Origin of the sequence: Mycobacterium sp. 1245801.1 (assembly GCF_001673055.1) — a bacterium.
In the GTDB taxonomy this organism is placed as follows: Bacteria; Actinomycetota; Actinomycetes; order Mycobacteriales; family Mycobacteriaceae; genus Mycobacterium; species Mycobacterium europaeum_A.
The window spans coordinates 1-25,033 of sequence record NZ_LZKY01000056.1 but is presented as its reverse complement, the minus strand read 5'-3'; the positions used below and the strand labels follow the sequence as shown (position 1 = coordinate 25,033).

Genomic DNA, 25,033 nt, shown 5'->3' with positions numbered 1-25,033 from the left:
GATGCTGGTGATGGACGCCGACCGGTTCGGGATCAGTCAGTTGCACCAGCTGCGCGGCCGGATCGGCCGTGGCCAGCATCCGAGCCTGTGCTTGTTCGCCAGCTGGTCCGCGCCGGACTCGTCGGCCGGCCGCCGACTGTGTGCGGTGGCCGAGACGCTGGACGGCTTCGCCCTGGCCGATCTCGACCTCAAGGAGCGTCGGGAGGGAGATGTGTTGGGCCGCAACCAGTCCGGCAAGGCGATCACGCTGCGGCTGCTGTCCCTGGCGGACCACCTGGAGTTCATCGAGGCCGCGCGGGACTTTTGTGTCAGGGCCTACGCCGAGGACCGCTCCAATCCCGGTTTGGGGCTGCTGGCCGCGCGATTCACCGACACCGACCGCATCGAATACCTGGACAAAAGTTGAATCGCAAAGTACTGCTGTGGCTGGCCGCGGCGGCCGCGCTGGCGTTGCTGGTGGCCTATCAGACGGTCGGCTCCTCGACCGCCCGGCGTTCCGCCGAATACGCGGCGCGCGCCGACGTTCCGACGGTGCAGCCGGGCACCGATGTGCTCGCCGGTGTGGCCGTCGTGCCCCTGCGCCAGCACCGCTACGACTACCTGCGCTCGGCGTTCGGCGACGCCTGGGACGACGACAACGATGCCCCGTTGGGGCACAACGGATGCGACACGCGCGACGACATCCTGAACCGTGATCTGGTGGACAAAACGTATGTGTCGGTGAAACGGTGTCCGGACGCGGTGGCCACCGGCACGCTGCACGACCCCTACACCAGCAAGACCATCGCCTTTCAGCGCGGCCCCAAGGTCGGTGAGTCCGTGCAGATCGACCACATCGTCCCGCTGGCCTACGCGTGGGACATGGGCGCGTACGGCTGGCCCGCCCCCGAGCGGCTGCGCTTCGCCAACGACCCGGCCAACCTGCTGGCCGTCGAAGGGCAGGCCAACCAGGACAAGGGCGATTCGCCGCCGGCGCAATGGATGCCGCCGAACGCGGCGTTCGCCTGCCAGTACGCGATGCAGTTCATCGCGGTGCTTCGTGGTTACTCGCTGCCGGTGGACCAGGCGTCGACCGGCGTGCTGCGCCAGGCCGCGACGACCTGCCCGACGGGGTAGCGCGGCGCCCTACGCGAGCGCCGCCGGTGCTGATCGCGGCTCGATTGACCTCAGGGCATCTCAGGTGATGACCGCGGGCATGCTGTCCCAGCCTCGCACGGTCGAGGTACGCGAACGTCGTGCTGCGGGCATGTCGATGTCCCATTCGGGCCATCGCTTGAGTACCTCTTCTAGCGCCACGCGGCCTTCCAAACGCGCCAACGGAGATCCGACGCAGAAGTGCGGACCCCGGCCGAAGGTGAGGTGGCCGCCGGGTTTTCGGTGAATGTCGAACTTGTCGGGGTCGTCGAAATGACGTTCGTCGCGGTTGGCCGAAGCCAGCATCAGCAGCAGGGCGCTGCCCGCCGGGATGACCCGCCCCTGGAAAGTCACATCGTCGGTGGCGACGTAGCGCGCTACATGCGGCCCGGGTGGTTCGTAGCGCAGCAGTTCCTCGATTGCCGTCGGGATCAGCGCATGGTTTTCGGCGAGTTCCTTACGTTGATCGGGGTGCTCGGCCAGCACCTTGCCCATCCAGCCGAACAGGCGACCGGTCGTTTCAACGCCCGCGCCGGCCACCACCGCCAAGAACACGATCAGTTCCTGCTTGGTCAGCTTCCGCGTGGTCCCGGTCTCGTCCTCGAACTCGACATTGAGCAGTTCGGTAATCAGGTCGTCCGATGGGTTCTTTTCGCGCCACTCGACGTATTCGCCGAACATCTCACCGGTGAAGTAGCGATCTTTCTTGATTGACATCGGTTTTCCGGGCTCGTTGCGCAGCACCTGGTTGGCGTGTTCGCGTACCGCAGGCTGTTCCGCATCGGGAATACCGGCAAGCATTCCGATGGTGCGCATGGGCAGCTCGGCGCCCAGATCCGCCACGAAATCGAACCGCTCCCCGCCGACGAGTGGGTCAAGGCACGCGACGCAGAAGGCACGGATCTTGTCCTCGATCGCTCGCATCTTCTTCGGTGTGAATGCCCTGGACACGATCGCGCGATGAATGGTGTGCAAGGGCGGATCCTCGTTGATGAAGATGCCTGGCGGCATCACCGGGTCGGTCATGACGACCTCGAGGATGTCGCCCTTGGCCGAGCTGAGCCGGGCGGTGTCTTTCAGCGCCGCATCGACATCCGCGTAACGGCTTACGCCCCAAAAGTTGTGCGGTTCGTTGTAATAGACCGGGCACTCGTCGCGCAGGCGCCGGTAGGTCGGATAGGGGTCCAGGTCGATGTCGACGTCCCACGGGTCGTAATACAGATCGCTCAACGTCGGCTCCTCGTCAGCGGTTCTTCCGCACGCCCTCATGTGGGCGCTATACGAACGTACAGCATGCCTCGTCCGAGGGGCAACGAACCGGTCGTCCCCGGCACAGGCGACGATGCTATACGATCGTACAAACGATGGGCGCCGCTCGCGCACCGCCACGACGAACAAGAGGAAACGGTATGAAGAGTCGGTTTGACCTCGACGGCCGCGTCGCCGTCATTACCGGCGGCGGCACGGGAATCGGGCGTGGTACGGCGCTCGTGCTGGCCCAGCATGGCGCCGACGTCGTGTTGGCGGGCCGGCGCCCCGACCCGCTCGAATCCACAGCCAGGGAAGTCATGGCGCTGGGCCGCCGTGCCGTGGCCGTGTCCACCGATGTGACGTCCGCGGACGAGTGCCGGGCGCTCATCGACAGAGCTGTTCAGGAATTCGGGCGGCTGGACATCCTGGTCAATTGTGCTGGGGGAGCGGAGACGAAGTCGATCCTCAAGTGGCCCGACGACGACTTCGAGAACGTGCTCGCCCTGAACTTCAACGCCGTCTGGCACCTGTCCAAGGCGGCAGCCCAGCCGATGATGGCGCAGGGCAAGGGGGCCATCGTCAACATCTCGTCGGGGGCCAGCCTGCTGGCGATGCCGCAGGCGGCTCCCTATGCCGCCGCGAAGGCGGCCGTGAACAACCTGACCGGGTCGATGGCGGCCGCGTGGGCCAAGAAGGGCATTCGAGTCAACGCCATCGCAGTCGGTGCGGTACGCGCCGCCACCCTGACCGACGACGCCGCGCGGTACGGATTGGATCCGGAGGCGATCGCGCTCACCAACGGCCTCGGCCGACTCGGTGAGCCCGACGAAATCGGCTACGGCGTCTTGTTCTTCGCGTCGGACGCAGCGAGTTTCTGTTCGGGGCAAACGCTGTACATGCACGGAGCTCCCGGTGGCGCTGGCGTGTAAGGCGGCACCCGAGGCCGATGCGCGCCGGCGGTTCTTGTGCCCCTCGCATTTTCGCTATACATTCGTACAGCACCTTGCTGGTACGGCCCGAAACCGAGGAGCTGCCCGATGACCCGAACGGCCGTCGTGACCGGTGCGGGTTCCGGTTTGGGACGAGCGATCGCCGTCAAGCTGGCGGCCGACGGTCATCGCGTGGCGATCATGGACGTGCATCCGGCCAATGCCAACGCCGTCGCCTCCGAGATCGAAACCGCCGGCGGCAATGCGCTTGCGATCGGAGTCGACGTGTCGGACGAGGCGGCGGTTGAATCGGCATTCGCCTCCGTGCGAGGGGAATTCGGGCCGACGGAGATTTTGGTGACCAGCGCGGCCATCGCCGGATTCACGCGGTTCGACAAGATCACCCTCGACGAGTGGAACCGCTATCTGGCGGTGAACTTGACCGGCACCTTCCTCTGCGTGCGAGCGGCGTTGTCCGACATGGTGGCGGCGAAATGGGGTCGTATCGTTACCATCTCATCTGCCGCCGGTCAGCAGGGCGCTCCCGCGCAGGGGCACTATTCGGCCACCAAGGGCGGCGTGATCGCCATGACCAAGACGGTCGCGCTGGACTACGCCCGCAAGGGCATCACAGCCAATACCGTACCGCCGTTCGTCATCGATTCGCCGATGCTGCGCCAGCAACAGCGGGACGGAAAGCTGCCACCCACCGAGCATTTGACGCAAGCCATTCCGGCCGGGCGGCTGGGGCAGGCCGACGACGTGGCGGCGGTGTGTTCCTTTCTGTGCTCGGAGGGCGCCGGTTACGTCAACGGCCAGGTGATCGGCGTGAACGGCGGCGCGGTCCTCTGACAACGCCAAACGACAATGCAAGCAACGCAACGTATTCAGGAGGTAGCGTGCGCGTCAAGGTCGATCCGGCCCGCTGCCAGGGCCACACGATGTGCGCCATGACCGCACCGGAGTCGTTCGAACTCGACGACGTCGATGGTCATGCCCATGCCGTGGTCGAGGAGGTCGCCGACGGGCACCGCGACGGTGTGCTCGAGGCGGCCCGCTCCTGCCCCGAGCAGGCCATCTCCGTGATGATCGACCATGTCGTTGCTGCCCGGGCGGCCCACGGTCGTCGACTTGGGCGATGACATGAGCGCACCTGCAGACGACTCGGCGGCGATTCCGCACTGACGGGTCGGCGGGTCGGCCACGTACGCCCGAAGGAGCACATCGATGCCGGAAAACACCCCGGTGGTCCTGGTCACGGGAGCCAGCCGCGGCGCGGGCGCAGGGATCGCCCGCGCGCTGGGCAGCCATGGCTGCACGGTGTATGTCACCGGTCGCACCCGCAGCGGCGCTGACTCAGCCCTGCCGGGCACCGTCGACGAGACGGCCGCACAAGTGAGCGCCGCGGGCGGACGGGGGATCGCCGTCGGTGTCGACCACGCCGACGACGACCAGGTCGAGGCGTTGTTCGCCCAAATCCGCGGCGAGCAGGGGCGGCTCGACGTCCTGGTCAACAACGCCGCGATCATTCGCGACGAGATGATGGGTCGGACCAAATTCTGGGAGGAGCCCCTCAGCGTGCTCGACACGCTCGACGTCGGGCTGCGCAGCAGCTACGTCGCCACCGTCCACGCCGCACCGTTGATGATTTCGCAACGCAAAGGGCTGGTTGCGTTTTCGTCGTCCTCGGGGTCAGTGCACTACGCGTTCGGTCCCGCCTATGGGGTGCCGAAGGCGGCCACCGACAAGATGGCCGCCGACATGGCGTTCGACTTTCGTGAGTTTGGCATCGCTGCCGTCTCGATCTGGATGGGATCGCTGCTGACCGACCGCGTCCGAAAGATCATCGCCAGCAATCCCGAGAAGTTCGGCCACATCCTCGATACCGCCGAGACGCCCGAATTGACCGGCCACGTGATCTGGGCGCTCTATCAGGACCCGGACTTGATGAGTTTGAGCGGGCAGACGCTGATCGGCGCGGAGCTGGCGGCGAGATACGGCATCAGTGACGAAGGTGGCCGCCAGCCACCGTCCTATCGTGATTTGTTCAACGTTCACCCGCACCAGCAGTGCGCACACGTGATGCGTTGACCGTCAACATGATTGTCCACTGAGTCGACCGCGGCGACCCACCCGCTCAACTACGGCTACGCACGACGCGTCGTCGCCCGGCGGCGCTGGGTGGTCTTGCGTTTGGGAGGCTCGGGGCGTGGTTCCACCGAGTCTATGTAGCGCTCGAAGGCCTTGGTGACCTCCCGGTGGGCCGACTTGACGCCGATGCCCTCCTCGAGATTCAGGAACTTCGGCATGCCCGACATCAGCAACTGCAGCGCCGGCAGCGAAAGATCACCGACCGGACGAGCGTTCTTGCCGAACTTGGCGACGAGCGCGTCCAATTGGACCTTCCGTACGCTCTCGGTCACGGCAGCGATCTCATTGCGAATGGATTTGCGGTGGTTGCCCAGCGCCATGAACTCCGTCATCAGCGCGCCGGTCGCCTCTTCCCACGAGTACTCCCACACGGCCCGCAGGGGATCGTCGCTGCGGCGTGCGAGCGTTTCGGTCAGGTATGCCAGATTGCGCTCGGAGTAGCGCCGAATCGCGGCGACGAAAATCTCATCGAGAGTGGGGAAGTAGTACTGCACCAGGCTCGGTGTCACGCCGGCCTTTGCCGCCAGCGCCCGGTAAGTGACGCTCGCATACCCCTGTTCGAGCATCAGCTTTTCCACGCAGTCCAGCAGCACGTCCCGCGTCTTGGACGTTTCGGCGCCCACGCGCCGCGACGACGTCGCCATGGCCATCCGATCTGTTGAGTACTCGTATTGTGACACCTGGCCTGTGCTGTACGAGTGTATAGTGGCACCGGGCGTCGCAAGCGTCGATGCCGACCGATCCAACGAATAGGGACAGCATGGCCGTGGACACGGGCTTGGACGCGCTCGAGAAGAACGTTCGCTATCTGCTGGATCGCACTGAGATCCTCGACTGCATTGCGCGCCACGCCCGAGGTTGTGACCGCCACGACGTCGACCTGATCGCGTCCGCGTACCACGCCGATGGTGTCGACGAGCACGGCCACGCCGTCAATTCCGGTCCGGAGTACGGGGATTGGGCCAATAAGACCCATGCCGAGACGGCGCGGGTTCACACCCACAACATCACCACGCACACGTGCGAAGTCGATGGTGATGCCGCGCACGCCGAGAGTTACGTGATCGTGGTTCTCGTCGGGCCCGACGCCAAGAGCGCCCAGTTCATCACCGGCCGTTACATCGACCGGCTGGAGCGGCGAAATGGGCAGTGGCGCATCGCGGTCCGCCGCTCGACGGTCGAAGGCATGTTCCTCGCGGACGCCCGGGTGTTGCAGTCATCGTTCTTCACCGAAAAGGGCTACCTCGTCGGGACGCGCGACCGCACCGACCTGTCGTATCAGCGTCCCTTGACCATCGACGCGCCGGCCCCGGCGCGATGGTAGCGGCGCCCTACGCGCCTTCGTAGGTCTCGGGGTCCGGGCGCAACCGGGTGCCGTCGTTGAGCCCGTTGAGCGCCTCGACGTGCTCGTCCGCCAACTCGAAGTCGAAGACGTCGAGGTTGGAGGAGATGTGCTCGGGGTTGGCGGACCGGAAGACGACCGCATTGCCCAGCTGCAGGTTCCACCGCAGCAGGACCTGCGAGGCGGTCTTGCCGTATTCGCCGGCGACCGAATTCACCGTCGGGTTGTCGTTCAGCTTGCCCAGCGCCAGCGGCGTGTAGGACTGGGTGAGCACGTTGTGCTCGGCGTTGGTCTTGCGCAGCGCTTCCTGGTTGAGCAGCGGATGCAGCTCGACCTGGTTGACCGCCGGGGTGACGAAAGTCAGATCGATGACAGTCGTCAGGTGCTCGTCGGTGAAGTTGGATACACCGATCGAGCGGGCCTGACCTTCCGCGCGGGACTGGATCATGCCGCCGAAGGAGTTCACGTAGCTGCCCAGGGCCGGCGCCGGCCAGTGGATGAGGTAGAGGTCGACGTAGTCCAGGCCGAGGCGCTCCAGGCTGGCGTTGCAGGCGTCCATCGCCGCCTTGAAACCCTGGTCCGCCGTGGCCAGCTTGGTGGTCACGAACAGCTCGGCGCGGGGAATGCCGGAGGCGGCGATGGCGCGCCCCACGGCGGCCTCGTTCCCGTAGGCCGCGGCGGTGTCGATCAGCCGGCAGCCGACTTCCAGCGCCGCCGACACCGCGCGTTCGGTCTCGTCATCCGACAATTCCGCGACGCCCAGGCCCAGGGCCGGGATCGTGTTCTCGTCGTTGAGAGCAATTGAGGGTACGGCGGAGCCCGACTCGCCAGCCAATTCATTCACCTGCCTGTGAAATTGAAGGTTCGAGATTGTGCACCGAGCCGAGTTCCGTCATCGAATTCGAGGCGCTGAGTTCGAAATCGAACACGTCGAAGTCGCTCGCAATCCGATGAAGGCTCACCGACCTGGGGACCACGATATTACCTAGTCAATAAATGCAACTGATCGACACCTGCGCGCGGGTCGTCTTTCGCCGCGACGCGGCCCGATCTCACCACCGATATCGCAGACTTCGCCCACCACGCGCTCGGCACGCCGATAGCGCTGCAGTAGCGTGGGTCAGGCGGCAATGCCGCGTGTTTGGTGGCCGCCGGGGGCCGGCAACGCTCCGAGGCGGTGGGTTCGGGGACCGAATAGCTGTTCGTCGGCGAGCGTTCGCACGTGTTGTTAAGGGGGTTGCCCATGACCAGGCCTCTGTCAGGCGCACCGGAACTCGAGCGCGGCGCCGATCGCACCTCGGTGCCGCTGGCCAGCCGGATCCAGGGCGCCGTCACCGGCGTCGGGGCCAAGGTCATCCCGTGGATCCCCACCGCCATCAGGCGCGGGCTGGTCCGTGGGCGCTCGGTGATCATCGACGGCAACACGCTGGACCCCACGCTGCAGCTGATGCTGTCGGGGCTGCGCGCGGTCGGCATCGACGGCCTGGTGGTCGACGACGACCCGCACGTCTCGCGAGCTCAGATGCGCGAGTCCACCGTGGGGTTCCCCGGGCCGCAGATCCACGTCGACGTCGCCGAGCTGACGCTGCCCGGCCCCGCCGGGCAGATCCCCGCCCGGCACTACCGTCCACCCGGCGGCGAGCCGGCACCGCTGCTGGTCTTCTACCACGGTGGCGGCTGGTCCATCGGCGACCTGGACACCCACGACAGTCTGTGCCGACTGACCTGCCGTGACGCCGGCATCCATGTGTTGTCCATCGACTACCGGCTGGCCCCCGAGCACCCGGCGCCGGCCGCGATCGAGGACGCCTACGCGGCCTTCACCTGGGCCTACGAGCACGCCGGCGAGCTGGGTGCGACGCCGGGCCACGTCGCGGTCGGCGGGGACAGCGCCGGCGGCAACCTTGCCGCCGTCGTCAGCCAGATCGCGCGCGACGAGGGCGCCCCGGCGCCGGTGCTGCAATGGCTGATCTATCCGCGCACCGACTTCACCGCCAAGAACCGGTCGCTGACCCTGTTCTCGCGCGGCTTCCTGCTGACCAAGCGGGACATCGACTGGTTCGAATCGCAGTATCTGCGGCGGTCGAAGCTCGACCGCACCGATCCGCGGGTGTCGCCGGCGCTGGCGCAGTCGCTGACCGGACTGGCGCCCGCGCTGATCGCCGTCGCGGGCTTCGACCCGCTGCGTGACGAAGGCGAAAGCTACGCCGAGGCGCTGCGGGCCGCCGGCGTCGCGGTGGACCTGCGGTACCTGGGTTCGCTGACCCACGGCTTCGCCAACCTGTTCCAGCTGGGCGGCGACAGCATGGTCGCGACCAGCGAGCTGATCTCGGCGCTGCGCGCCCACCTGAGCCGGGTCTGATTCCCGCAGCGGTTGGCGCCGGTAATCTAGAGGCGCCTTGTCCGATCGCTTTGTCCGCACCCGGGCAGACCGACAACTCGTACCGAAAGATCAGGGAACCTGTGGCCGACAAACCCAAACGTCCCCCGCGATTCGACATGAAGTCGGCCTCCGGCGGTAAGTCGAGCCGGCTCGTCCAAATCGGCGGTACCGCATTCGTGGTGATCTTCGCGGTCGCCCTCGTCTTCTACATCGTGACCTCGCACCACAAGAAGACCGGCCCCACCGGCGCGGGCGACACCGTTCGGGTCACGTCGAGCAAGCTGATCACCCAGCCCGGCACCAGCAACCCCAAGGCCGTGGTGACGTTCTACGAGGACTTCCTGTGTCCGGCCTGCGGTAACTTCGAGCGCACCTTCGGCCCGACGGTGTCCAGGCTCATCGACCTCGGCGCCATCGCGGGCGACTACTCCATGGTGTCGATCCTCGACAGCTCGCGGAACCAGAACTACTCCTCGCGCGCGGGCGCCGCGGCGCTCTGCGTCGCCGACGAGTCCCAGGACGCCTTCCGGCGCTTCCACTCCGCGCTGTTCAGCACCGACATCCAACCGAGCGAAACCGGCAAGAGCTTCCCGGACAACGCCCGGTTGATCGAACTCGCCCGCGAGGCCGGTGTGGTGGGCAAGGTGCCGGACTGCATCAACAGCGGCAAATACCTGTCCAAGGTCACCGGCGAAGCGGCGGCCGCACACATCAACGCCACGCCGACCATCAAGATCAACGGCGAGGACTACGACCCGTCGACACCCGAGGCGCTGGTCAACAAGATCAAGGAAATCGTGGGCAACATCCCGGGCATCGACGGCGCGGTCGCGCCGGCCGCGATGTGACCGGTGCGGTGTCGACCGAAGCTGTCGATCCCGCCGGCGACCTGACGCCGGATCCGGCTTCGGGGACGCGAGTGCCCGCGCTCAGCGCCTGGTGGGTGCTCATCGCCGGGCTGATCGGGCTGGTCGCGTCGGCGACGCTGACGGTTGAGAAGATCGACATCCTGGAAAACCCGGCGTACGTGCCGTCCTGCAACATCAACCCGATCCTGTCCTGCGGCTCGGTGATGATCACGCCGCAGGCGTCGCTGCTGGGCTTTCCCAACCCGCTGCTGGGGTTGGTGGCCTTCACCGTGGTGGTCGTGACCGGGCTGTTGGCGCTGACGAAAGTTGCTCTGCCGCAATGGTATTGGCTGGTTCTGACGGCCGGGCTGGTGGTCGGGGCGGTGTTCGTGCACTGGCTGATCTTCCAGAGCCTCTACCGCATCGGCGCGTTGTGCCCCTACTGCATGGTGGTGTGGGTCGTCACCATCTCGCTGCTGGTGGTGGTGGCCTCGATCGCCTATCGCCCGGTGCTGCAGCACCGGCAATCCGGACCGGGATGGCTGCTCTTCCAATGGCGGTGGTCGGTCGCCGCGCTGTGGTTCACCGCGGTGTTCTTGCTGATCATGGCCCGGTTCTGGGACTACTGGTCGACGCTGCTCTAGGACTTCGCAGGTGACCCGGATCATTGGCGGCGCGGCCGGGGGCCGTCGCATCGCGGTCCCGCCGCGCGGTACCAGGCCCACCACCGATCGGGTGCGCGAATCGCTGTTCAACATCCTCTCGGCCCGCCTGGACCTGACCGGTGTCGCCGTGCTGGACCTCTACGCCGGTTCGGGCGCACTGGGATTGGAGGCGCTGTCCCGCGGTGCCGCCGCCGCGCTCTTCGTGGAGTCGGACCCGCGCAGCGCATCCGTCATCGCGCGCAACATCGAAACCGTGGGCCTGCCCGGTGCGACGCTGCGCCGCGCAGCGGTGGCGACCGTGTTGGCCGCCGGGACCGACGCCGCGTTCGATCTGGTGCTGGCCGACCCGCCCTACGACGTGGACGCCACCGAGGTCGAGGCCGTGTTGGCCGCCTTGCCCGCCCGTGGCTGGGTGCACCAAGGCAGCGTTGCGGTGGTGGAGCGTGCGGCCGGCGGCGCGCCGCTGGACTGGCCGGCCGGCTGGGCCGCGTGGCCGCACCGGGTGTATGGCGACACCCGGCTGGAGCTGGCCGAGCGCCATTGAGGTAGGCGTGTACCGTCGTTCGTCATGGCGCCGCTCCTCAGCATCGCTTCGCTCTGCATCGTCTCGCCGCGCGTCATGATCGCCGATGTCCGCAGATCACCCGCTTGCATCGGATCGCGCGCATGACGGGCGCGGTGTGCCCCGGGTCGTTCGACCCGGTGACGTTGGGTCACATCGACGTCTTCGAGCGCGCGTCGGCCCAATTCGACGAGGTGGTGGTGGCGATCCTGACCAACCCCGCCAAAAAGGGCATGTTCGACCTCGACGAGCGGATCGCGATGATCAACGAATCGACAACGCACCTGCCGAACCTGCGGGTGGAGGCCGGGCAGGGCCTGGTCGTCGACTTCGTCCGGGCGCGGGGCATGACCGCCATCGTGAAGGGATTGCGCACCGGCACCGACTTCGAATACGAGCTGCAGATGGCGCAGATGAACAAACACGTCGCCGGTGTGGACACCTTCTTCGTCGCGACCGCCCCGCGCTATTCGTTCGTGTCCTCGTCGCTGGCCAAAGAGGTCGCGATGCTCGGCGGTGACGTGTCCGAACTGCTGCCCGAACCGGTCAATCGCCGTCTGCGCGAACGGCTTTCGGCCCGGTCCTGAATCCGCCGATCGACGCCAAAACCATTGCGCGGCAGGCGCATTGACCATGCCGGTAGTGGCGTGGAGTAAACCGCCACGCCGCGGGTACCCGATGGTGTCGAAAGTTCTCCGTCGATTACCCGTGAGTCCCTGGTTAGGGGCGGTCGACGGGTTCGAGCGCGCCACGTGGAACCGGAGTCCGCCGGAATAGATCGCAGACGCCCATACAGAACGTATCTTGAAGATCTGATCCGTCAGGAGGGGGTACGCGAGGTCGCCGACGTCGATAGGAGAACGGCACCATGACGGTAGACAATCTGTTCGACGTACCCGAGGCCGCGGCCAATCTGGTTGCGCTGCTCGCCGACGAGGGAGTCGCGCACTTCTTCATCAACCCCGGAACCGATTCCGCGCCGATTCAGGAGGCGCTGGCGGCGGCGCGCGCCGCGGGCACGCCGAGCCCGCAGGCGGTGTTGTGCGTGCACGAGAGCATCGCGCTGGCCGCGGCCATCGGCCATCACATGGCCAGCGGCCGCCCGCAGGCGGTGATGGTGCACGTTGACGCCGGCACGCTGAACCTGGGCTGCCAGCTGCACAACGCGCAGCGCAACGGGACCCCGGTGGTGGTATTCGCCGGCCGCGCTCCCTACAGCTCGGCGCCGGGGGTGCGCGGTCACCGCGACACCTACATCCATTGGCAGCAGGAGCAACTCGACCAGCCCGCCGTGGTGCGCAACTACGCCAAGTGGCACATGGAGGTTCCCCGCGGCCGCGAGCTGGCCCCGATCGTCCGGCGGGCCTTCCAGGTCACCCAATCCTGCCCGTCCGGCCCCGCGTACGTCATGCTGCCGCGAGAAGCGTTGATGGAGCACGGGGCCGGGGCGCTGCCGCGCCGCCTGCCGCCGGCCGTACCGCCCGGCCCGGATCCGGGCGCGCTGGGACGCTTGGCGGGAATCCTGGTGGCGGGCAAGCGGGTCGTCATCGTCACGGCCCGGACCGCCGCCGACCCCGCGACCGCAACGGTGCTGGGCCGCATCGCCGAGCTGCTGGGTGCGCCGGTGATCGATCAGGGCGACCGCGCAAACCTGCCGCTGGAACATCCGTTGCACGTGGTGGGCGACGCGGCGCCGCTGGAGAACGCCGACACCGTGCTGCTGTTGGACTGCGAAGTGCCCTGGGTGTCGGCGCAGCTGGCCCCGCCCGCGAATGCCCGCGTGGTGCAGATCGACGGCGATCCGGTCAAACCGAGCATGCCGCTGTGGTCGTTTCCGATCGAGGTCGCGCTGACCGCCGACACGCGGGTGGCGCTGCTGTTGCTCGAGCAGACCCTGTTGCGGCTGGCCACCGACGAGCTGCGGGAGAAGTGGGCCGCGCGTCGGCAGGCGGCCGAGGCCGACACGGCGCAGCGCCAGCGGGACGCGGCCCGCCGGGCCGCCTCCGATCGCCCGGCGGACGCACCCGATGCGATGCTGGCCGCGCTGGGCGGCGCCCTGCCCGACGACGCGGTGGTGGTCCAGGAGGCCGTGACCAACCGGTCCGCCGTGGCCCGGCAGGTGCGGCGGTCACCCGGGCAGCTCTTCGACACGGGCGCCCCGGGATTGGGCTGGGCGCTCGGCGGCGCGTTCGGGGTCAAGCTCGCCCGGCCGGAAGCGCCCGTCGTCGCCATCTGCGGCGACGGCTCGTTCAACTTCGGCGTGCCCACCGCCGCGTTGTGGTCGGCGCATCGCCATGGTGCGCCCTTCGTCACCGTCGTCTTGAACAATCAGTCGTATCTGGCCTCCAAGCTGCCGGTGATTGACTTGTATCCGCAGGGAGTGTCGGTGCGGGAGAACGATTTCGGCGAGACCCGACTCACCCCCGACACCGACTACGCCGCGCTCGCCGCGGCATGCGGCGGCAGCGGACGCACGGTGCACACGCCGGCGGAGATGAGCAAGGCCGTCGAATGGGCGCTCGCCGAGGCCGGGCAAGGGCGCTGCGTGGTGCTGGACGTGCGGTTGCCGCAACCCTGAGACTCCTCAGTGCCGATGCTCTGATTGGCCGGCCTCGGGGGAGCCGCCCATCATGCGCACCATCGGCAGACCTCCGGACGTGACGAACCGGGCGATCAGGACTGCCGCGAGCATCAGGAAGGCGATGTTGAGCCACGTCGTGTAGTTCCAGGAGATCGACGCCTCGATCACCGTCGCGTTGCGCTGCTTGGGAATGAGATGCGTTGTGCCGAAGACCAATTCGACCAGATATCCGGCGGCCACCATAGCGGCGTAGAAGGTGCCCAGTAGCGTCAGCATCATCTTGGTGCCGTAATACTTGCGGTAGATGTTGAGGATCGGAAGGATCAACAGGTCGGCGTAGATGAAGGCGATGACACCGCCGAAGCTGATGCCTCCGTTCCACAGCACCGCGGCCAGCGGCACGTTGCCGATGGAGCACACGAAGGACATGATCGCCACAATGGGCCCCACGATCGGGCCCCACAGCGCCGAGAGGCCCGGGTGATCGGCCAAAAAGAAGACCTGCCAGAACTTTTCGGGTACCCAGGCCGCGACGGCGCCGGCGATCAACAAGCCCAGCACGAGGTCGCGCAGGATCGCCAGCCACTCCATCACGAACACGTGTGAAACCGAGGTGAGGCCCGCCGGGGAAAACAGCCGTCGCCAGAACGAGCCCTCGCCCTGGATCGACATGTCCATGGCCGCATGGCCTTCCATGGATCCGGCGAGTCCCCGCTCGGCCTGCTCGCGGGCGGCGTCCACGAGTCGCGAACGCACGAACAGCCGGAACAGCACGGCGAGCGCGACGATCATCAGTGGGCCGCCGACGAATTCGGCGGCGGTGAATTGCCAGCCCATCAGCAGCGCCAGGATGATGCCCAGTTCCACCACCAGGTTGGTGGAACCGATTTCGAACGCCATCGCGGCGGTGAAGTCGGCGCCCTTGCGAAACAGCGACCGCGCCAGCGCCACCGCGGCGTACGAGCACGACGACGACGCCGCGCCCAGCCCCGCGGAGATCGCCAGGGTGCGCGGCCGGTCGTCACCCATCAGCGACACGATCGTCGAACGCCGCACGACGGCCTGCACCACCGCCGAGAGGGCGAAACCCAGGATCAGCGCCCACAAGATTTCCCACGTCATCGAGCCCGCGAGCGTCAACGCGTGCCCGATCGCCGATAGCACCGTCACTGTGTCCTCCTGGGTAAACCGTAGGGCGCCCGCGTATCCCGTGCAGTATACCCCGAGGGGGTATACTGCCGGCGACCGAGATAGTGGCCCGGCCGCCCGGCGCCTAGAATCGCTGGCAAATAGCCGGGCCCCGGCGTGTCGACGCAAACCCCGGGCCCCGCGCCCGTCGAGCCTCGGCGGGAGCCCGGCGCCGAATATGGATGAACCACCTCGTGCGGCCGTGGCGGCCGCGGTAACAGCGTGAACGGGCGCTTTCTGATGACACTGGATTCCTGCGACCTGGCCGGAAACGGCGCGCCGGGTTGTTTGAGGCGCCCCGAACGGGCAAATACCCGACACACCGGGCTCGCCACCGCTGTCACGGGGACAACACCAGGCACACTGGTAACAACCGGATCTTTGCAGACGCCAGGAGGGTATGGCCGTGTATCGAGTCTTTGAGGCGCTGGACGAACTCAGCGCCATCGTGGAAGAAGCCCGTGGCGTTCCGATGACGGCCGGCTGCGTGGTGCCCCGCGGCGACGTGCTGGAGTTGATCGACGACATCAAGGATGCGATTCCGGGCGAACTGGATGACGCCCAGGATGTGCTGGACGCCCGCGATTCGATGCTGCAGGACGCCAAGACGCACTCCGAGTCCATGGTGGCCTCGGCGACCACCGAGTCGGAGTCCATGCTCAACCACGCCCGCGCGGAGGCCGACCGGCTGCTGTCCGACGCCAAGGCGCAAGCCGACCGGATGGTGAGTGAGGCGCGCCAGCACAGCGAGCGGATGGTCGGCGAGGCTCGCGAAGAGTCGATGCGCATCGCCACGGCGGCCAAGCGCGAGTACGAAGCCAGCGTCGGGCGCGCCCAGGCCGAAGCCGACCGGCTGCTGGAAAACGGCAACATCTCCTACGAGAAGGCCGTGCAAGAGGGCATCAAGGAGCAGCAGCGCCTGGTGTCGCAGAACAGCGTGGTGGAGGCGGCCAACGCCGAGGCCACCCGGCTCATCGACTCGGCGCACGCCGAGGCCGACCGGCTGCGCGGCGAGTGCGACATCTACGTCGACAACAAGCTCGCCGAGTTCGAGGAATTCCTCAACGGCACCCTGCGCTCGGTGGGACGCGGTCGTCACCAACTGCGCACCGCCGCCGGAACCCACGACTACGCCGTGCGCTAGCCCCGCGCGGCGGTCCACCCGGGCGGCCACGCCCTGGAATTGTCGGGTCAGCGCCGTAGGATTCCCGGTATGACGCGGCAGCACAGCACATCATCGGCCCGCGGCGCAGCGTCACGGCTTGCCGGACCGATGGCGTTCGACATCACCCGGCTCGGGCGGCGCCCCGGGGCCATGGTCACCCTGCGAAAAACCGTGCCCAGTCCGTCCCGCATCGGGCTGGACATGATCGCGATCGAGGCCGGCGCGGACTTGGACCTGGACCTCCAGGTCCAATCGGTGTCCGAAGGCGTCCTGGTGACCGGGACGGTGACCGCCCCGACCGCCGGTGAGTGCTCGCGTTGCCTGACCAAGCTACAAAGCCACGTGCAGGTGCGGCTGACCGAACTGTTCGCTTACCCGGACAGCACCACCGAGGCGACCACCGAGGAAGACGAGGTGGGCCACATCGTCGACGACACCATCGACCTCGAGCAGTCGATCCGCGACGCCGTCGGGCTGGAGCTCCCGTTCTCGCCCGTGTGCACCCCGGACTGCCCGGGGCTGTGTCCCGAATGCGGCGTCCCGCTGGCCGCCGAGCCGGGCCACCGGCACGATCGCATCGATCCGCGGTGGGCCAAGCTGGCGGGCATGTTCAGCGCCGAGTCGGACGAGTCGCGGGACCAGCGGTGAGTTCACGGCAGGTTCTGCTCGACGCCCTCGGGGTTGAACTGTCCGACGAACTGCTGTCCCTGGCGCTGACGCATCGCAGCTACGCCTACGAGCACGGCGGACTGCCCACCAACGAGCGCCTGGAGTTCCTAGGCGACGCCGTGCTGGGGCTGACGATCACCGACGAGCTCTACCACCGCCACCCCGACCGCAGCGAGGGTGACCTGGCCAAGCTGCGGGCCAGCGTCGTCAACACCCAGGCGCTGGCCGACGTCGCGCGCAAGCTGTGCGGCGGGGGCCTCGGCGTCCATCTGCTGCTGGGGCGTGGCGAGGCCAACACCGGCGGGGCCGACAAATCCAGCATCCTGGCCGACGGGATGGAATCGCTGCTGGGCGCGATCTATCTCGAGCACGGCATCGACGTTGCGCGCGAGGTGATTCTGCGGTTGTTCGGTCCGCTGCTGGACGCCGCGCCGACGCTGGGAGCCGGGCTGGACTGGAAGACGAGCCTGCAGGAGCTGACCGCGGCGCGCGGCATGGGCGCGCCGTCCTACGTCGTCACTTCCACCGGCCCCGACCACGACAAGGAATTCACCGCCGTGGTCGTGGTGGCCGAGACCGAATACGGCACCGGGGTGGGCCGCTCCAAGAAGGAAGCCGAGCAGAAGGCCGCGGCCCAGACCTGGAAAACCCTCGACGTGCTGGACACCGCGGGGACGACGCCCAACTAGATGGTGTCTGTCTGAATGCCCGAACTGCCCGAAGTCGAGGTGGTGCGCCGCGGCCTGCACGCCCACGTCGTCGGCAAGACGATCACCGCCGTGCGGGTGCACCACCCGCGCGCGGTGCGTCGCCACGAAGCGGGGCCCGCGGACCTGACCGCCCGGCTGCTGAACGCGAGAATCACCGGCACCGATCGGCGCGGCAAATACCTGTGGCTGCTGCTCGACACCGAACCCGTTGGGCAGCAATCGGATACGGCGCTGGTGGTTCACCTCGGCATGAGCGGGCAGATGCTGCTCGGTGCGGTGCCGCGCGCCGACCACGTCCGGATCTCCGCGCTGCTCGACGACGGAACCGTGCTGAGTTTCGCCGACCAGCGCACCTTCGGGGGGTGGATGCTCGCCGATTTGGTCGAGGTGGACGGCAGCGTGGTGCCCGAACCGGTCGCGCACCTGGCGCGTGACCCGCTGGACCCCCGCTTCGACGCGGACGCGGTGGTAAAAGTCTTGCGGCGCAAACATTCCGAGATCAAGCGGCAGCTGCTCGATCAACAGGTGGTGTCGGGTATCGGCAACATCTACGCCGACGAGGCGCTGTGGCGGGCCAAGCTGCACGGCGCGCGACTGTCCGACACGCTGAGCCGCAAGCAGCTGACCGCCGTGCTCGACGCCGCCGCCGCCGTGATGCGCGACGCGCTGGCCAAAGGGGGGACGTCGTTTGACTCGCTGTATGTCAACGTCAACGGCGAGTCCGGATACTTCGACCGATCGTTGGACGCCTACGGCCGTGCGGGCCACGCCTGCCGTCGCTGCGGGGCGGTGATGCGCCGGGAGAAGTTCATGAACCGCTCGTCGTTCTACTGCCCGAAATGTCAACCGCGCCCGCGGGGCTGAGCTTTCGAACGCGGATGAGTCAATCGAAGATGTCGCGGCGCAGCGTCCCGGTGGGCAGCGCCGGGTCCACGAACCACTCGTGGCAAAACAGCGCACCGAACACCTGAGGCGGCAACCGCAACAGCAGCCCGAACACACCCGCGACCAGACCCGAAGCGCCGATCTGGGAGCGGTGCGCGGCGAATGCGTCGCGCTTCTGGCGCGCGAATCCGAAGACGTTGACGCGATGGGTGATCGTGGCGCGGGGGGCGTAGGCGCCGCGGACGATGTCGCGTTCGTACGGCTCCGGCAGCCGCAACAAATGCGCGACATCGCTGACGCGAAGCAGCATTTCGCGCGGCATCGTCACCTCGAGTACCCGCGGGATGGCAGCGAGTTCGGCGGCCCGCTTGCCGACGTGGTGCACCTGGACGTGGTCGCGGTGGCCGTAGCCGCCGTTGGGCTGATAGCTGAGTAGCAGGTCGGCGTGTTCGTCGCGCAGGATGCCGGCCAGCCGCCCGGCCGCCTCGTCGAGGTCCGCGCGGCCGAATCGGGTGCGCCCGGGCGGATCCGGGTAGAACAGCGGCCCGTAGCCGCTGTCGGCGTACCCCAGGCACTCCACCCGATGCGCCCCGAGAATGCTTGCGCTCAAACGCAATTCGTTCAGCCGGTCGTTGTGGTCCTCGTTGTGCACGCGACCGTCGGTTGCCGTGACCACGACCACCCGGTGCCCGGCCGCCGCCGCCCGCGCCAGGGTGCCACCCGTGAGCACGACCTCGTCGTCCGGGTGGGCATGGAATGCGACCACGGTGGACATGCAAAACAGTATGCCCGTGCCGGAAAAGTTCGGCCGCCCGGTAGAAATGAGCCATGGCCGAACTATGGGTGGAACGCACCGGAACTCGCCGCTACACCGGGTACAGCTCACGAGGGGCGCAGGTGCTGATCGGCTCCGAGGACGTCGAAGGCGTGTTCACCCCCGGTGAGCTGCTCAAGATCGCGCTCGCGGCGTGCAGCGGGATGTCCAGCGACCTGCCGCTGACCCGCCGGCTGGGCGACGACTACAAGGCGGTGGTGAAGGTCTCCGGCGCCGCCGACCGGGAGCAGGAACGCTATCCGCTGCTCGAGGAGACCCTGGAACTGGACCTGTCGTCGCTGGCCGACGACGAGAAGCAGCGCCTGTTGGTCGTGGTCAACCGCGCGATCGACCAGGTCTGCACGGTCGGCCGCACGCTCAAGTCCGGAACCACCGTCAACTTCGAGGTCAGCTCCGAGGCGAAAAATGTCGGAGCCTGACACCCGGCTCACCGCATGGGTGCACGGCCAGGTCCAAGGCGTCGGTTTCCGCTGGTGGACCCGCTGCCGGGCGCTGGAACTGGGTCTCACCGGCTATGCCGCCAACCAGGCCGACGGCCGCGTTCTGGTGGTCGCCCAGGGCCCGCGGCCGGCCGGCGAGAAGCTGCTGCACCTGCTGGAAGGCGGCACCGCATGGCCGTCGCGGCCCGGCCACGTCGACAAGGTGGTCGCCGACTGGTCACAGCCCCAGGAGCGGTTCGAGGGTTTCGTCGAGCGCTGACGGGCACGGTCCGGGCGTCCGACGAGCCCCTGGGCCTCACATGTCACACCGGCACCGGCTGCGGCGTCGATGGGCGAATCCGCAACGTGATAGCGCCGGCGCTAGCGCGTTTCGCAGGGCGACATTCACCTTCCGCCCGTGGCTGATGTGACCACTGTGACCAGTGCGTCGACCGCCCGAAACGCCGCCCTATTTCGGGCCGGCCGACACCCCGCGGTGCCGCCGTCCGGGCCGATTTGAGCGGTAGTCTGGCTCGCCGTGTACCTCAAGAGTCTGACGCTGAAGGGCTTCAAGTCCTTCGCCTCGCCGACGACTCTGCGGTTCGAACCGGGCATCACCGCCGTCGTCGGACCCAACGGCTCGGGCAAATCCAACGTCGTCGACGCGCTGGCCTGGGTCATGGGGGAGCAGGGAGCAAAGACCCTGCGCGGCGGGAAGATGGAGGACGTCATCTTCGCCGGGACGTCGTCGCGGGCCCCGCTGGGGCGCGCCGAGGTCACCGTCACCATCGACAACTCCGACAACGCGCTGCCCATCGAATACTCCGAGGTGTCGATCACGCGGCGGATGTTCCGCGACGGCGCCAGCGAGTACGAAATCAACGGCAGCAGTTGCCGTTTGATGGATGTTCAGGAGCTGCTGAGCGACTCCGGCATCGGCCGGGAGATGCACGTCATCGTCGGGCAGGGCAAGCTCGACGAGATCCTGCAATCGCGGCCCGAAGACCGTCGCGCGTTCATCGAGGAAGCCGCCGGCGTGCTCAAGCACCGCAAGCGCAAGGAAAAGGCGCTGCGCAAACTCGACGCGATGTCGGCGAACCTGGCCCGGCTGACCGACCTGACCACCGAGTTGCGTCGCCAGCTCAAACCGCTGGGCCGCCAGGCCGAGGTGGCCCGTCGCGCCCAGACCATCCAGGCCGACCTGCGCGACGCCCGGCTGCGGCTGGCCGCCGATGACCTGGTCAACCGGCAGGGCGAGCGGGAGGCCATCTTCGAGGCCGAGGCCGCCATGCGGCGCGACCACGACCAGGCGGCCGCGCGGCTGGCGGTGGCGTCCGAGGAGCTGACGACGCACGAGGCGGCGGTCGCCGAACTCTCCAGCCGCGCAGAGTCCGTTCAGCACACCTGGTTTGCGCTGTCCGCGCTGGCCGAACGGGTCGCCGCGACCGTGCGCATCGCCAGCGAGCGGGCCCAGCACCTCGACGTCGAGCCGGTCGCCACCGGCGACACCGACCCCGCCGCGCTGGAAGCCGAGGCGGAGCGGGTCGCGGCCGCCGAACAACAGCTGCTCGCCGAGCTGGCCGGCGCCCGGACCCGGCTGGACGGCGCGCGCGCCGAACTGGCCGAGCGCGAGCGCGAAGCCGCCGAGGCCGACCGGGCTCACATGGCGGCCGTGCGCGCGGAGGCGGACCGGCGGGAAGGCCTCGCCCGGCTGACCGGCCAGGTGGAGACGATGCGGGCCCGCGTCGAATCGATCGACGACAGCGTTGCGCGGCTGTCCGAACGCATCGAAGCCGCCGCCGCCCGCGCGCAGCAGGCCAAGGTGGAATTCGAGACCGTGCAGGGCCGGGTCGGTGAACTCGACCAGGGCGAGGTGGGTCTCGACGAACACCACGAGCGCACCGTCGCCGCATTGCGGCTGGCCGACGAGCGGGTGGCCGAACTGCAGTCCGCCGAGCGGGACGCCGAACGCCAGGTGGCCTCGTTGCGGGCCCGCATCGAGGCGCTCGCGATCGGGCTCGAGCGCAAGGACGGCGCGGCGTGGCTCACCCAAAACCACGACGGCACAGGTCTTTTGGGTCCGATGGCCAAGTTGGTCAAGGTCCGGTCCGGGTATGAGGCGGCGCTGGCCGCGGTGCTGGGATCGGCGGCCGACGCCCTGGCCGCCGACAGCTTCGGCGCGGCCCGCTCGGCCGTCGCCGCGCTCAAGGAGGCCGACGGCGGCCGCGCCGCGCTGGTGCTGGGGGACTGGCCCGCCGATCAGCCCACCCCGCAGGCCGCCCCGGCGGGTGCGCTGTGGGCGCTCGACCTGATCGACGCGCCCGCCCGGCTGCGCGGCGCGATCACGGCCATGCTCTCCGGCGTCGCGGTGGTCGACGACCTGGACCGGGCGCTGGCGCTGGTGGCCGCGCATCCCCGGTTGCGTGCGGTCACCCTCGACGGCGACCTGGTGGGCGCCGGCTGGGTGAGCGGCGGCTCGGACCGCAAGCTGTCCACGCTCGAGGTGACGTCGGAGATCGACAAGGCCGGCGACGAGCTGACCGCCGCCGAGGCGCGGGTGGCCCAGCTCAGCGCGGCGCTGTCCGGGGCGCTGACCGAGCAGGCCGCCCGTCAGGACTCCGCCGAGCAGGCGCTGGCCGCGCTCAACGAATCCGACAGCGAGATCTCGGGGATGTACGAACAGCTGGGCCGGCTGGGCCAGGAGGCCCGGACGTCCGAGGACGAGTGGAGCAGGCTGCTGCGGCAGCGCGAGGAGCTCGAAGCGGGCCGGACCCAGACCGTCGCCGAGGTCACCGAACTGGAGACCCGGCTGCGCAACGCGCAGGAGACCCAGCAGGCGCCGACCGAAGATCCCGTGGACCGGCAGCGGATCGCCGCGGCGACCGAAGCCGCGCGCAGCGTCGAGGTGGAGGCGCGGCTGGCGGTGCGGACCGCCGAAGAGCGGGCGAACGCGGTGCGGGGGCGCGCGGACTCGTTGCGCCGCGCGGCCGCGGCCGAGCGCGAAGCCCGGCTGCGGGCCCAGCAGGCGCGGGAGGCGCGGTTGCGTGCCGCCGCGGTGGCGGCGGCGGTGGCCGACTCCGGGCGGCTGCTGGCGCAGCGGTTAACCGGGGTCGTCGACGCCGCGTCCAAGATCCGCGACGCGCTGGCCGCCGAGCGCCAGCAGCGCGCGACCGCGATGGCCGCGGTGCGCGACGAGGTGAACGCGCTGAGCGCCCGGGTGGCCGCCCTGACCGACTCGCTGCACCGCGACGAGGTGGCCAACGCCCAGGCGGCGATGCGGATCGAGCAGCTCGAGCAGATGGTGCTCGAGCAGTTCGGGATGGCGCCGGCCGACCTGATCGCCGAGTACGGGCCGGACAACCTGCTGCCGCCGACCGATCTGGAGATGGCCGAATACGAGCAGGCCAAGGAGCGCGGTGAGCAGGTCTTCGCGCCCGCGCCGATTCCCTACGACCGGGCCACCCAGGAACGCCGCGCCAAGCGGGCCGAGCGTGAGCTGGCCGAACTGGGCCGGGTGAACCCGCTGGCGCTGGAGGAGTTCGCCGCGCTCGAGGAGCGATACAACTTCCTGTCCACCCAGCTCGAGGACGTCAAGGCCGCCCGCAAGGACCTGCTCGGAGTGGTCGACGAGGTCGACGCCCGCATCCTGCAGGTGTTCAGCGAGGCGTATGCCGACGTCGAACGCGAGTTCACCGAGGTCTTCACCGTGTTGTTCCCCGGTGGCGAGGGGCGGCTGCGGCTGACCGACCCCAACGACATGCTCACCACCGGCATCGAGGTCGAGGCCCGGCCGCCGGGCAAGAAGGTCACCCGGCTTTCGCTGCTGTCCGGCGGCGAGAAGGCGCTGACGGCGGTGGCCATGCTGGTGGCGATCTTCCGGGCCCGCCCGTCGCCGTTCTACATCATGGACGAGGTGGAGGCCGCCCTCGACGACACCAACCTGCGGCGGCTCATCTCGCTGTTCGAGCTGCTGCGGGCGCGCTCTCAGCTGATCATCATCACGCACCAGAAGCCGACGATGGAGGTCGCGGACGCGCTCTACGGTGTGACCATGCAGGGCGACGGCATCACCGCCGTCATCTCCCAGCGGATGCGCGGCCAGCAGGTGGACCAGCTGGTGGGCGCGGTCGAGTAAGGCCCGGTGACCGACGCACACCGGGCGACTTGAAACAATGTCAGCGTGTCCCAAGGTCTTTGGATCGCCATCGCGGTCGTCGCTGCCCTGCTCGTCATCACCGCACTGGTGGCAGGCCTGCTGCGGTACCGCCGGCGCCGGATCAGCTTCTCCACCCGCACCGAGCCCGGTGCGATCGACCGCTCCGGCGGCTACACCGCGTCCTCGGGCATCACCTTCAGCCAGACCACGACGGCCGATCGGCTCGACACCACCGGTCTGCCCGCGGTAGGCGACGACGCGGCCGTTCCCCGCGACGCGCCGCGGCGCACCATCTCCGAGGTCGAACTCCCCGAACCCGTCCCCGAAGCCCCGGCACCGCCAACCGTCGAAACCCCGCCACCAGCAACACCTCGTCGACCGCGGCCCGCCGTGTTACGACCCGCTTAACTTTGTCGAGCTCGTCCATCAGTCCGACCTTGGTGTGCAGCCGTCCCGCCGTGTCGATGAGCACCACGTCCGCGCCCGCGGCGATGCCCTTGTCGACGGCGTCGAAGGCCACCGAGGCCGGGTCGGCGCCCTCGGCCCCGCGGACCACCTCCGCCCCGACCCGCGACGCCCAGGTCTGCAGCTGATCGGCCGCCGCGGCGCGGAAGGTGTCGGCGGCGCCCAGCACGACCCGTCGCCCGTCGGCGACCAGTACCCGGGCCAACTTGCCGACGGTGGTGGTTTTCCCGGTGCCGTTGACGCCGACGATCAGCAACACCGAGGGATGGTCGGCGTGCGGCAGCGCCCTGATCGACCGGTCCATGCCGGGCTGCAGCTCGTTGATCAGCACGTCACGCAGCACGGCCTTGGCGTCGGCCTCGGTGCGCACGTCGCTGCTGGCCAGCCGGGTGCGCAGCTGGGAGATCACGGATTCGGCGACCACCGGGCCCAGGTCGGCGATCAGCAGCGTGTCCTCGACGTCCTGCCAGGCGTCCTCGTCCAGGTCGCCGCCGCCGATCAGGCCCAGCACGCTGCGCCCCAGCGCGTTCTGCGACCGGGCCAGCCGGCCGCGCAGCCGCTCCAGCCGGCCCTCGGTGGGCGCGATCTCCTCGAGCGCGGGGGCGGCCGGCGCCTCGGGGGCCGCGGTCGAGGGCCAGATCGAAGCCGAGTCGCTGCCGCTGGTGTTGTCCGGGATGCTCTACGACGACGGGGTG

24 protein-coding genes and 4 pseudogenes are annotated in these 25,033 nt (G+C 68.5%); 21 read left to right on the top strand and 7 right to left on the bottom strand.

All coding sequences use genetic code 11. The annotated features are described in order from the left end of the window. Together A5622_RS03095 and A5622_RS03090 are read left to right on the top strand one after the other, a co-directional pair. Positions 1 to 406: pseudogene (locus A5622_RS03095) on the top strand (ATP-dependent DNA helicase RecG); the annotation flags it as partial. Continuing rightward, on the top strand, positions 403 to 1,116 hold the full coding sequence (locus A5622_RS03090; protein ID WP_066876581.1) for an HNH endonuclease family protein: 714 nt from the start codon (positions 403 to 405) through the stop codon (positions 1,114 to 1,116). The pseudogene A5622_RS03095 and the gene A5622_RS03090, both read left to right, overlap by 4 nt. Before the next feature lie 60 nt (positions 1,117 to 1,176). On the opposite strand, the gene A5622_RS03085 is transcribed toward A5622_RS03090, so the two are convergent. Beyond that, complete coding sequence (locus tag A5622_RS03085) at positions 1,177 to 2,364, bottom strand: cytochrome P450 (protein WP_066876579.1); 1,188 nt, start codon at positions 2,362 to 2,364, stop codon at positions 1,177 to 1,179. Positions 2,365 to 2,543: 179 nt separating this feature from the next. Between A5622_RS03085 and A5622_RS03080 the strand changes: the two genes are divergently transcribed. The 4 genes from A5622_RS03080 to A5622_RS03065 all read left to right on the top strand — a co-directional run bounded on the left by A5622_RS03080 (position 2,544) and on the right by A5622_RS03065 (position 5,405). Further along, a complete protein-coding gene (locus A5622_RS03080; RefSeq protein ID WP_066876577.1) occupies positions 2,544 to 3,314 on the top strand; it encodes an SDR family NAD(P)-dependent oxidoreductase in 771 nt (256 codons plus the stop codon). 108 nt (positions 3,315 to 3,422) lie between these two features. Further along, entirely contained in the window at positions 3,423 to 4,166 is a 744-nt protein-coding gene (locus A5622_RS03075; protein ID WP_066876575.1) for an SDR family NAD(P)-dependent oxidoreductase, read from the top strand. 47 nt (positions 4,167 to 4,213) lie between these two features. Continuing rightward, the gene (locus A5622_RS27775) at positions 4,214 to 4,456 is read left to right on the top strand and encodes a ferredoxin (protein ID WP_082972300.1); all 243 of its coding nucleotides are present in this window, start codon (positions 4,214 to 4,216) and stop codon (positions 4,454 to 4,456) included. A gap of 85 nt (positions 4,457 to 4,541) precedes the next feature. Next, a complete protein-coding gene (locus A5622_RS03065; protein WP_066876571.1) occupies positions 4,542 to 5,405 on the top strand; it encodes an SDR family NAD(P)-dependent oxidoreductase in 864 nt (287 codons plus the stop codon). Positions 5,406 to 5,461: 56 nt separating this feature from the next. Here the strand turns inward: A5622_RS03065 and A5622_RS03060 are convergent, their stop codons facing one another. Continuing rightward, positions 5,462 to 6,109, bottom strand: a complete 648-nt coding sequence (locus A5622_RS03060; protein ID WP_066860025.1) for a TetR/AcrR family transcriptional regulator — start codon at positions 6,107 to 6,109, stop codon at positions 5,462 to 5,464. Between the two features lie 116 nt (positions 6,110 to 6,225). Here A5622_RS03060 and A5622_RS03055 point away from each other — a divergent pair, with 116 nt between their 5' ends. Further along, entirely contained in the window at positions 6,226 to 6,789 is a 564-nt protein-coding gene (locus tag A5622_RS03055; RefSeq protein ID WP_066876569.1) for a nuclear transport factor 2 family protein, read from the top strand. A gap of 7 nt (positions 6,790 to 6,796) precedes the next feature. Here the strand turns inward: A5622_RS03055 and A5622_RS03050 are convergent, their stop codons facing one another. Both A5622_RS03050 and A5622_RS29980 read right to left on the bottom strand, forming a co-directional pair. Next, complete coding sequence (locus A5622_RS03050) at positions 6,797 to 7,642, bottom strand: aldo/keto reductase (protein WP_066860019.1); 846 nt, start codon at positions 7,640 to 7,642, stop codon at positions 6,797 to 6,799. A 5-nt stretch (positions 7,643 to 7,647) separates the two neighbouring features. Further along, positions 7,648 to 7,796 (bottom strand): annotated as a pseudogene (locus A5622_RS29980) (oxidoreductase); the annotation flags it as partial. A gap of 254 nt (positions 7,797 to 8,050) precedes the next feature. On the opposite strand from A5622_RS29980, the gene A5622_RS03045 reads away from it, so the two are divergent. The 6 genes from A5622_RS03045 (at position 8,051) to A5622_RS03020 (ending at position 13,843) form a co-directional block, all read left to right on the top strand. After that, positions 8,051 to 9,169, top strand: coding sequence for an alpha/beta hydrolase (locus tag A5622_RS03045; RefSeq protein WP_066860016.1), 1,119 nt, complete (start codon positions 8,051 to 8,053; stop codon positions 9,167 to 9,169). Between the two features lie 101 nt (positions 9,170 to 9,270). After that, positions 9,271 to 10,038, top strand: a complete 768-nt coding sequence (locus A5622_RS03040; protein ID WP_066860013.1) for a DsbA family protein — start codon at positions 9,271 to 9,273, stop codon at positions 10,036 to 10,038. Next, positions 10,035 to 10,682: a vitamin K epoxide reductase family protein gene (locus A5622_RS03035; protein WP_066876567.1), complete on the top strand. Its 648-nt coding sequence runs from the start codon at positions 10,035 to 10,037 to the stop codon at positions 10,680 to 10,682. The genes A5622_RS03040 and A5622_RS03035 overlap by 4 nt, the downstream gene beginning before the upstream one ends. Before the next feature lie 10 nt (positions 10,683 to 10,692). Continuing rightward, a complete protein-coding gene (rsmD, locus tag A5622_RS03030) occupies positions 10,693 to 11,247 on the top strand; it encodes a 16S rRNA (guanine(966)-N(2))-methyltransferase RsmD (protein WP_066876565.1) in 555 nt (184 codons plus the stop codon). Between the two features lie 122 nt (positions 11,248 to 11,369). Next, positions 11,370 to 11,852 carry a pantetheine-phosphate adenylyltransferase gene (gene coaD, locus A5622_RS03025; protein ID WP_066860053.1) on the top strand — a complete coding sequence of 161 codons (483 nt, stop codon included), beginning with the start codon at positions 11,370 to 11,372 and terminating at the stop codon, positions 11,850 to 11,852. 281 nt (positions 11,853 to 12,133) lie between these two features. Beyond that, complete coding sequence (locus A5622_RS03020) at positions 12,134 to 13,843, top strand: thiamine pyrophosphate-requiring protein (RefSeq protein WP_066876563.1); 1,710 nt, start codon at positions 12,134 to 12,136, stop codon at positions 13,841 to 13,843. A 6-nt stretch (positions 13,844 to 13,849) separates the two neighbouring features. Here A5622_RS03020 and A5622_RS03015 read toward each other — a convergent pair whose 3' ends face one another. Next, complete coding sequence (locus A5622_RS03015) at positions 13,850 to 15,016, bottom strand: permease (RefSeq protein ID WP_082994515.1); 1,167 nt, start codon at positions 15,014 to 15,016, stop codon at positions 13,850 to 13,852. Positions 15,017 to 15,440: 424 nt separating this feature from the next. On the opposite strand from A5622_RS03015, the gene sepIVA reads away from it, so the two are divergent. The 4 genes from sepIVA (at position 15,441) to mutM (ending at position 18,442) form a co-directional block, all read left to right on the top strand. Continuing rightward, complete coding sequence (gene sepIVA, locus A5622_RS03010) at positions 15,441 to 16,178, top strand: cell division protein SepIVA (RefSeq protein ID WP_066860047.1); 738 nt, start codon at positions 15,441 to 15,443, stop codon at positions 16,176 to 16,178. A gap of 69 nt (positions 16,179 to 16,247) precedes the next feature. After that, positions 16,248 to 16,847: a DUF177 domain-containing protein gene (locus A5622_RS03005; protein ID WP_197497908.1), complete on the top strand. Its 600-nt coding sequence runs from the start codon at positions 16,248 to 16,250 to the stop codon at positions 16,845 to 16,847. Beyond that, entirely contained in the window at positions 16,844 to 17,557 is a 714-nt protein-coding gene (gene rnc / locus A5622_RS03000; RefSeq protein ID WP_066876559.1) for a ribonuclease III, read from the top strand. The genes A5622_RS03005 and rnc overlap by 4 nt, the downstream gene beginning before the upstream one ends. Positions 17,558 to 17,572: 15 nt before the next feature. Then, positions 17,573 to 18,442 carry a DNA-formamidopyrimidine glycosylase gene (mutM, locus tag A5622_RS02995; protein ID WP_066876557.1) on the top strand — a complete coding sequence of 290 codons (870 nt, stop codon included), beginning with the start codon at positions 17,573 to 17,575 and terminating at the stop codon, positions 18,440 to 18,442. A 19-nt stretch (positions 18,443 to 18,461) separates the two neighbouring features. On the opposite strand, the gene A5622_RS02990 is transcribed toward mutM, so the two are convergent. Beyond that, positions 18,462 to 19,238, bottom strand: coding sequence for a PIG-L deacetylase family protein (locus tag A5622_RS02990; RefSeq protein ID WP_066876555.1), 777 nt, complete (start codon positions 19,236 to 19,238; stop codon positions 18,462 to 18,464). A 53-nt stretch (positions 19,239 to 19,291) separates the two neighbouring features. Between A5622_RS02990 and A5622_RS02985 the strand changes: the two genes are divergently transcribed. The 3 genes from A5622_RS02985 to smc all read left to right on the top strand — a co-directional run bounded on the left by A5622_RS02985 (position 19,292) and on the right by smc (position 23,852). Further along, positions 19,292 to 19,717, top strand: a complete 426-nt coding sequence (locus A5622_RS02985; RefSeq protein ID WP_066876553.1) for an OsmC family protein — start codon at positions 19,292 to 19,294, stop codon at positions 19,715 to 19,717. Further along, on the top strand, positions 19,704 to 19,997 hold the full coding sequence (locus A5622_RS02980) for an acylphosphatase (RefSeq protein WP_066859986.1): 294 nt from the start codon (positions 19,704 to 19,706) through the stop codon (positions 19,995 to 19,997). Before A5622_RS02985 ends, A5622_RS02980 begins: the two co-directional genes overlap by 14 nt. A 258-nt stretch (positions 19,998 to 20,255) precedes the next feature. Next, positions 20,256 to 23,852, top strand: coding sequence for a chromosome segregation protein SMC (gene smc, locus A5622_RS02975; protein WP_066876550.1), 3,597 nt, complete (start codon positions 20,256 to 20,258; stop codon positions 23,850 to 23,852). 379 nt (positions 23,853 to 24,231) lie between these two features. On the opposite strand, the pseudogene A5622_RS02970 reads toward smc, so the two are convergent. Beyond that, positions 24,232 to 24,930 (bottom strand): annotated as a pseudogene (locus tag A5622_RS02970) (signal recognition particle receptor subunit alpha); the annotation flags it as partial. A gap of 10 nt (positions 24,931 to 24,940) precedes the next feature. On the opposite strand from A5622_RS02970, the pseudogene A5622_RS29975 reads away from it, so the two are divergent. After that, positions 24,941 to 25,033 (top strand): annotated as a pseudogene (locus A5622_RS29975) (hypothetical protein); the annotation flags it as partial.

What these genes read in the sequence shown, in the direction of transcription:
- A5622_RS03045 (WP_066860016.1), top strand. Translation starts at nt 8,051, where the DNA reads ATGACCAGGCCTCTGTCAGGCGCACCGGAACTCGAGCGCGGCGCCGAT.
- A5622_RS02980 (WP_066859986.1), top strand. Translation starts at nt 19,704, where the DNA reads ATGTCGGAGCCTGACACCCGGCTCACCGCATGGGTGCACGGCCAGGTC.
- A5622_RS02985 (WP_066876553.1), top strand. Translation starts at nt 19,292, where the DNA reads ATGGCCGAACTATGGGTGGAACGCACCGGAACTCGCCGCTACACCGGG.
- coaD (WP_066860053.1), top strand. Translation starts at nt 11,370, where the DNA reads ATGACGGGCGCGGTGTGCCCCGGGTCGTTCGACCCGGTGACGTTGGGT.
- A5622_RS03075 (WP_066876575.1), top strand. Translation starts at nt 3,423, where the DNA reads ATGACCCGAACGGCCGTCGTGACCGGTGCGGGTTCCGGTTTGGGACGA.
- A5622_RS02990 (WP_066876555.1), bottom strand. Translation starts at nt 19,238, where the DNA reads ATGTCCACCGTGGTCGCATTCCATGCCCACCCGGACGACGAGGTCGTG.
- mutM (WP_066876557.1), top strand. Translation starts at nt 17,573, where the DNA reads ATGCCCGAACTGCCCGAAGTCGAGGTGGTGCGCCGCGGCCTGCACGCC.
- A5622_RS03060 (WP_066860025.1), bottom strand. Translation starts at nt 6,109, where the DNA reads ATGGCGACGTCGTCGCGGCGCGTGGGCGCCGAAACGTCCAAGACGCGG.
- A5622_RS03020 (WP_066876563.1), top strand. Translation starts at nt 12,134, where the DNA reads ATGACGGTAGACAATCTGTTCGACGTACCCGAGGCCGCGGCCAATCTG.
- A5622_RS03080 (WP_066876577.1), top strand. Translation starts at nt 2,544, where the DNA reads ATGAAGAGTCGGTTTGACCTCGACGGCCGCGTCGCCGTCATTACCGGC.
- A5622_RS03065 (WP_066876571.1), top strand. Translation starts at nt 4,542, where the DNA reads ATGCCGGAAAACACCCCGGTGGTCCTGGTCACGGGAGCCAGCCGCGGC.
- A5622_RS03005 (WP_197497908.1), top strand. Translation starts at nt 16,248, where the DNA reads ATGACGCGGCAGCACAGCACATCATCGGCCCGCGGCGCAGCGTCACGG.
- A5622_RS03055 (WP_066876569.1), top strand. Translation starts at nt 6,226, where the DNA reads ATGGCCGTGGACACGGGCTTGGACGCGCTCGAGAAGAACGTTCGCTAT.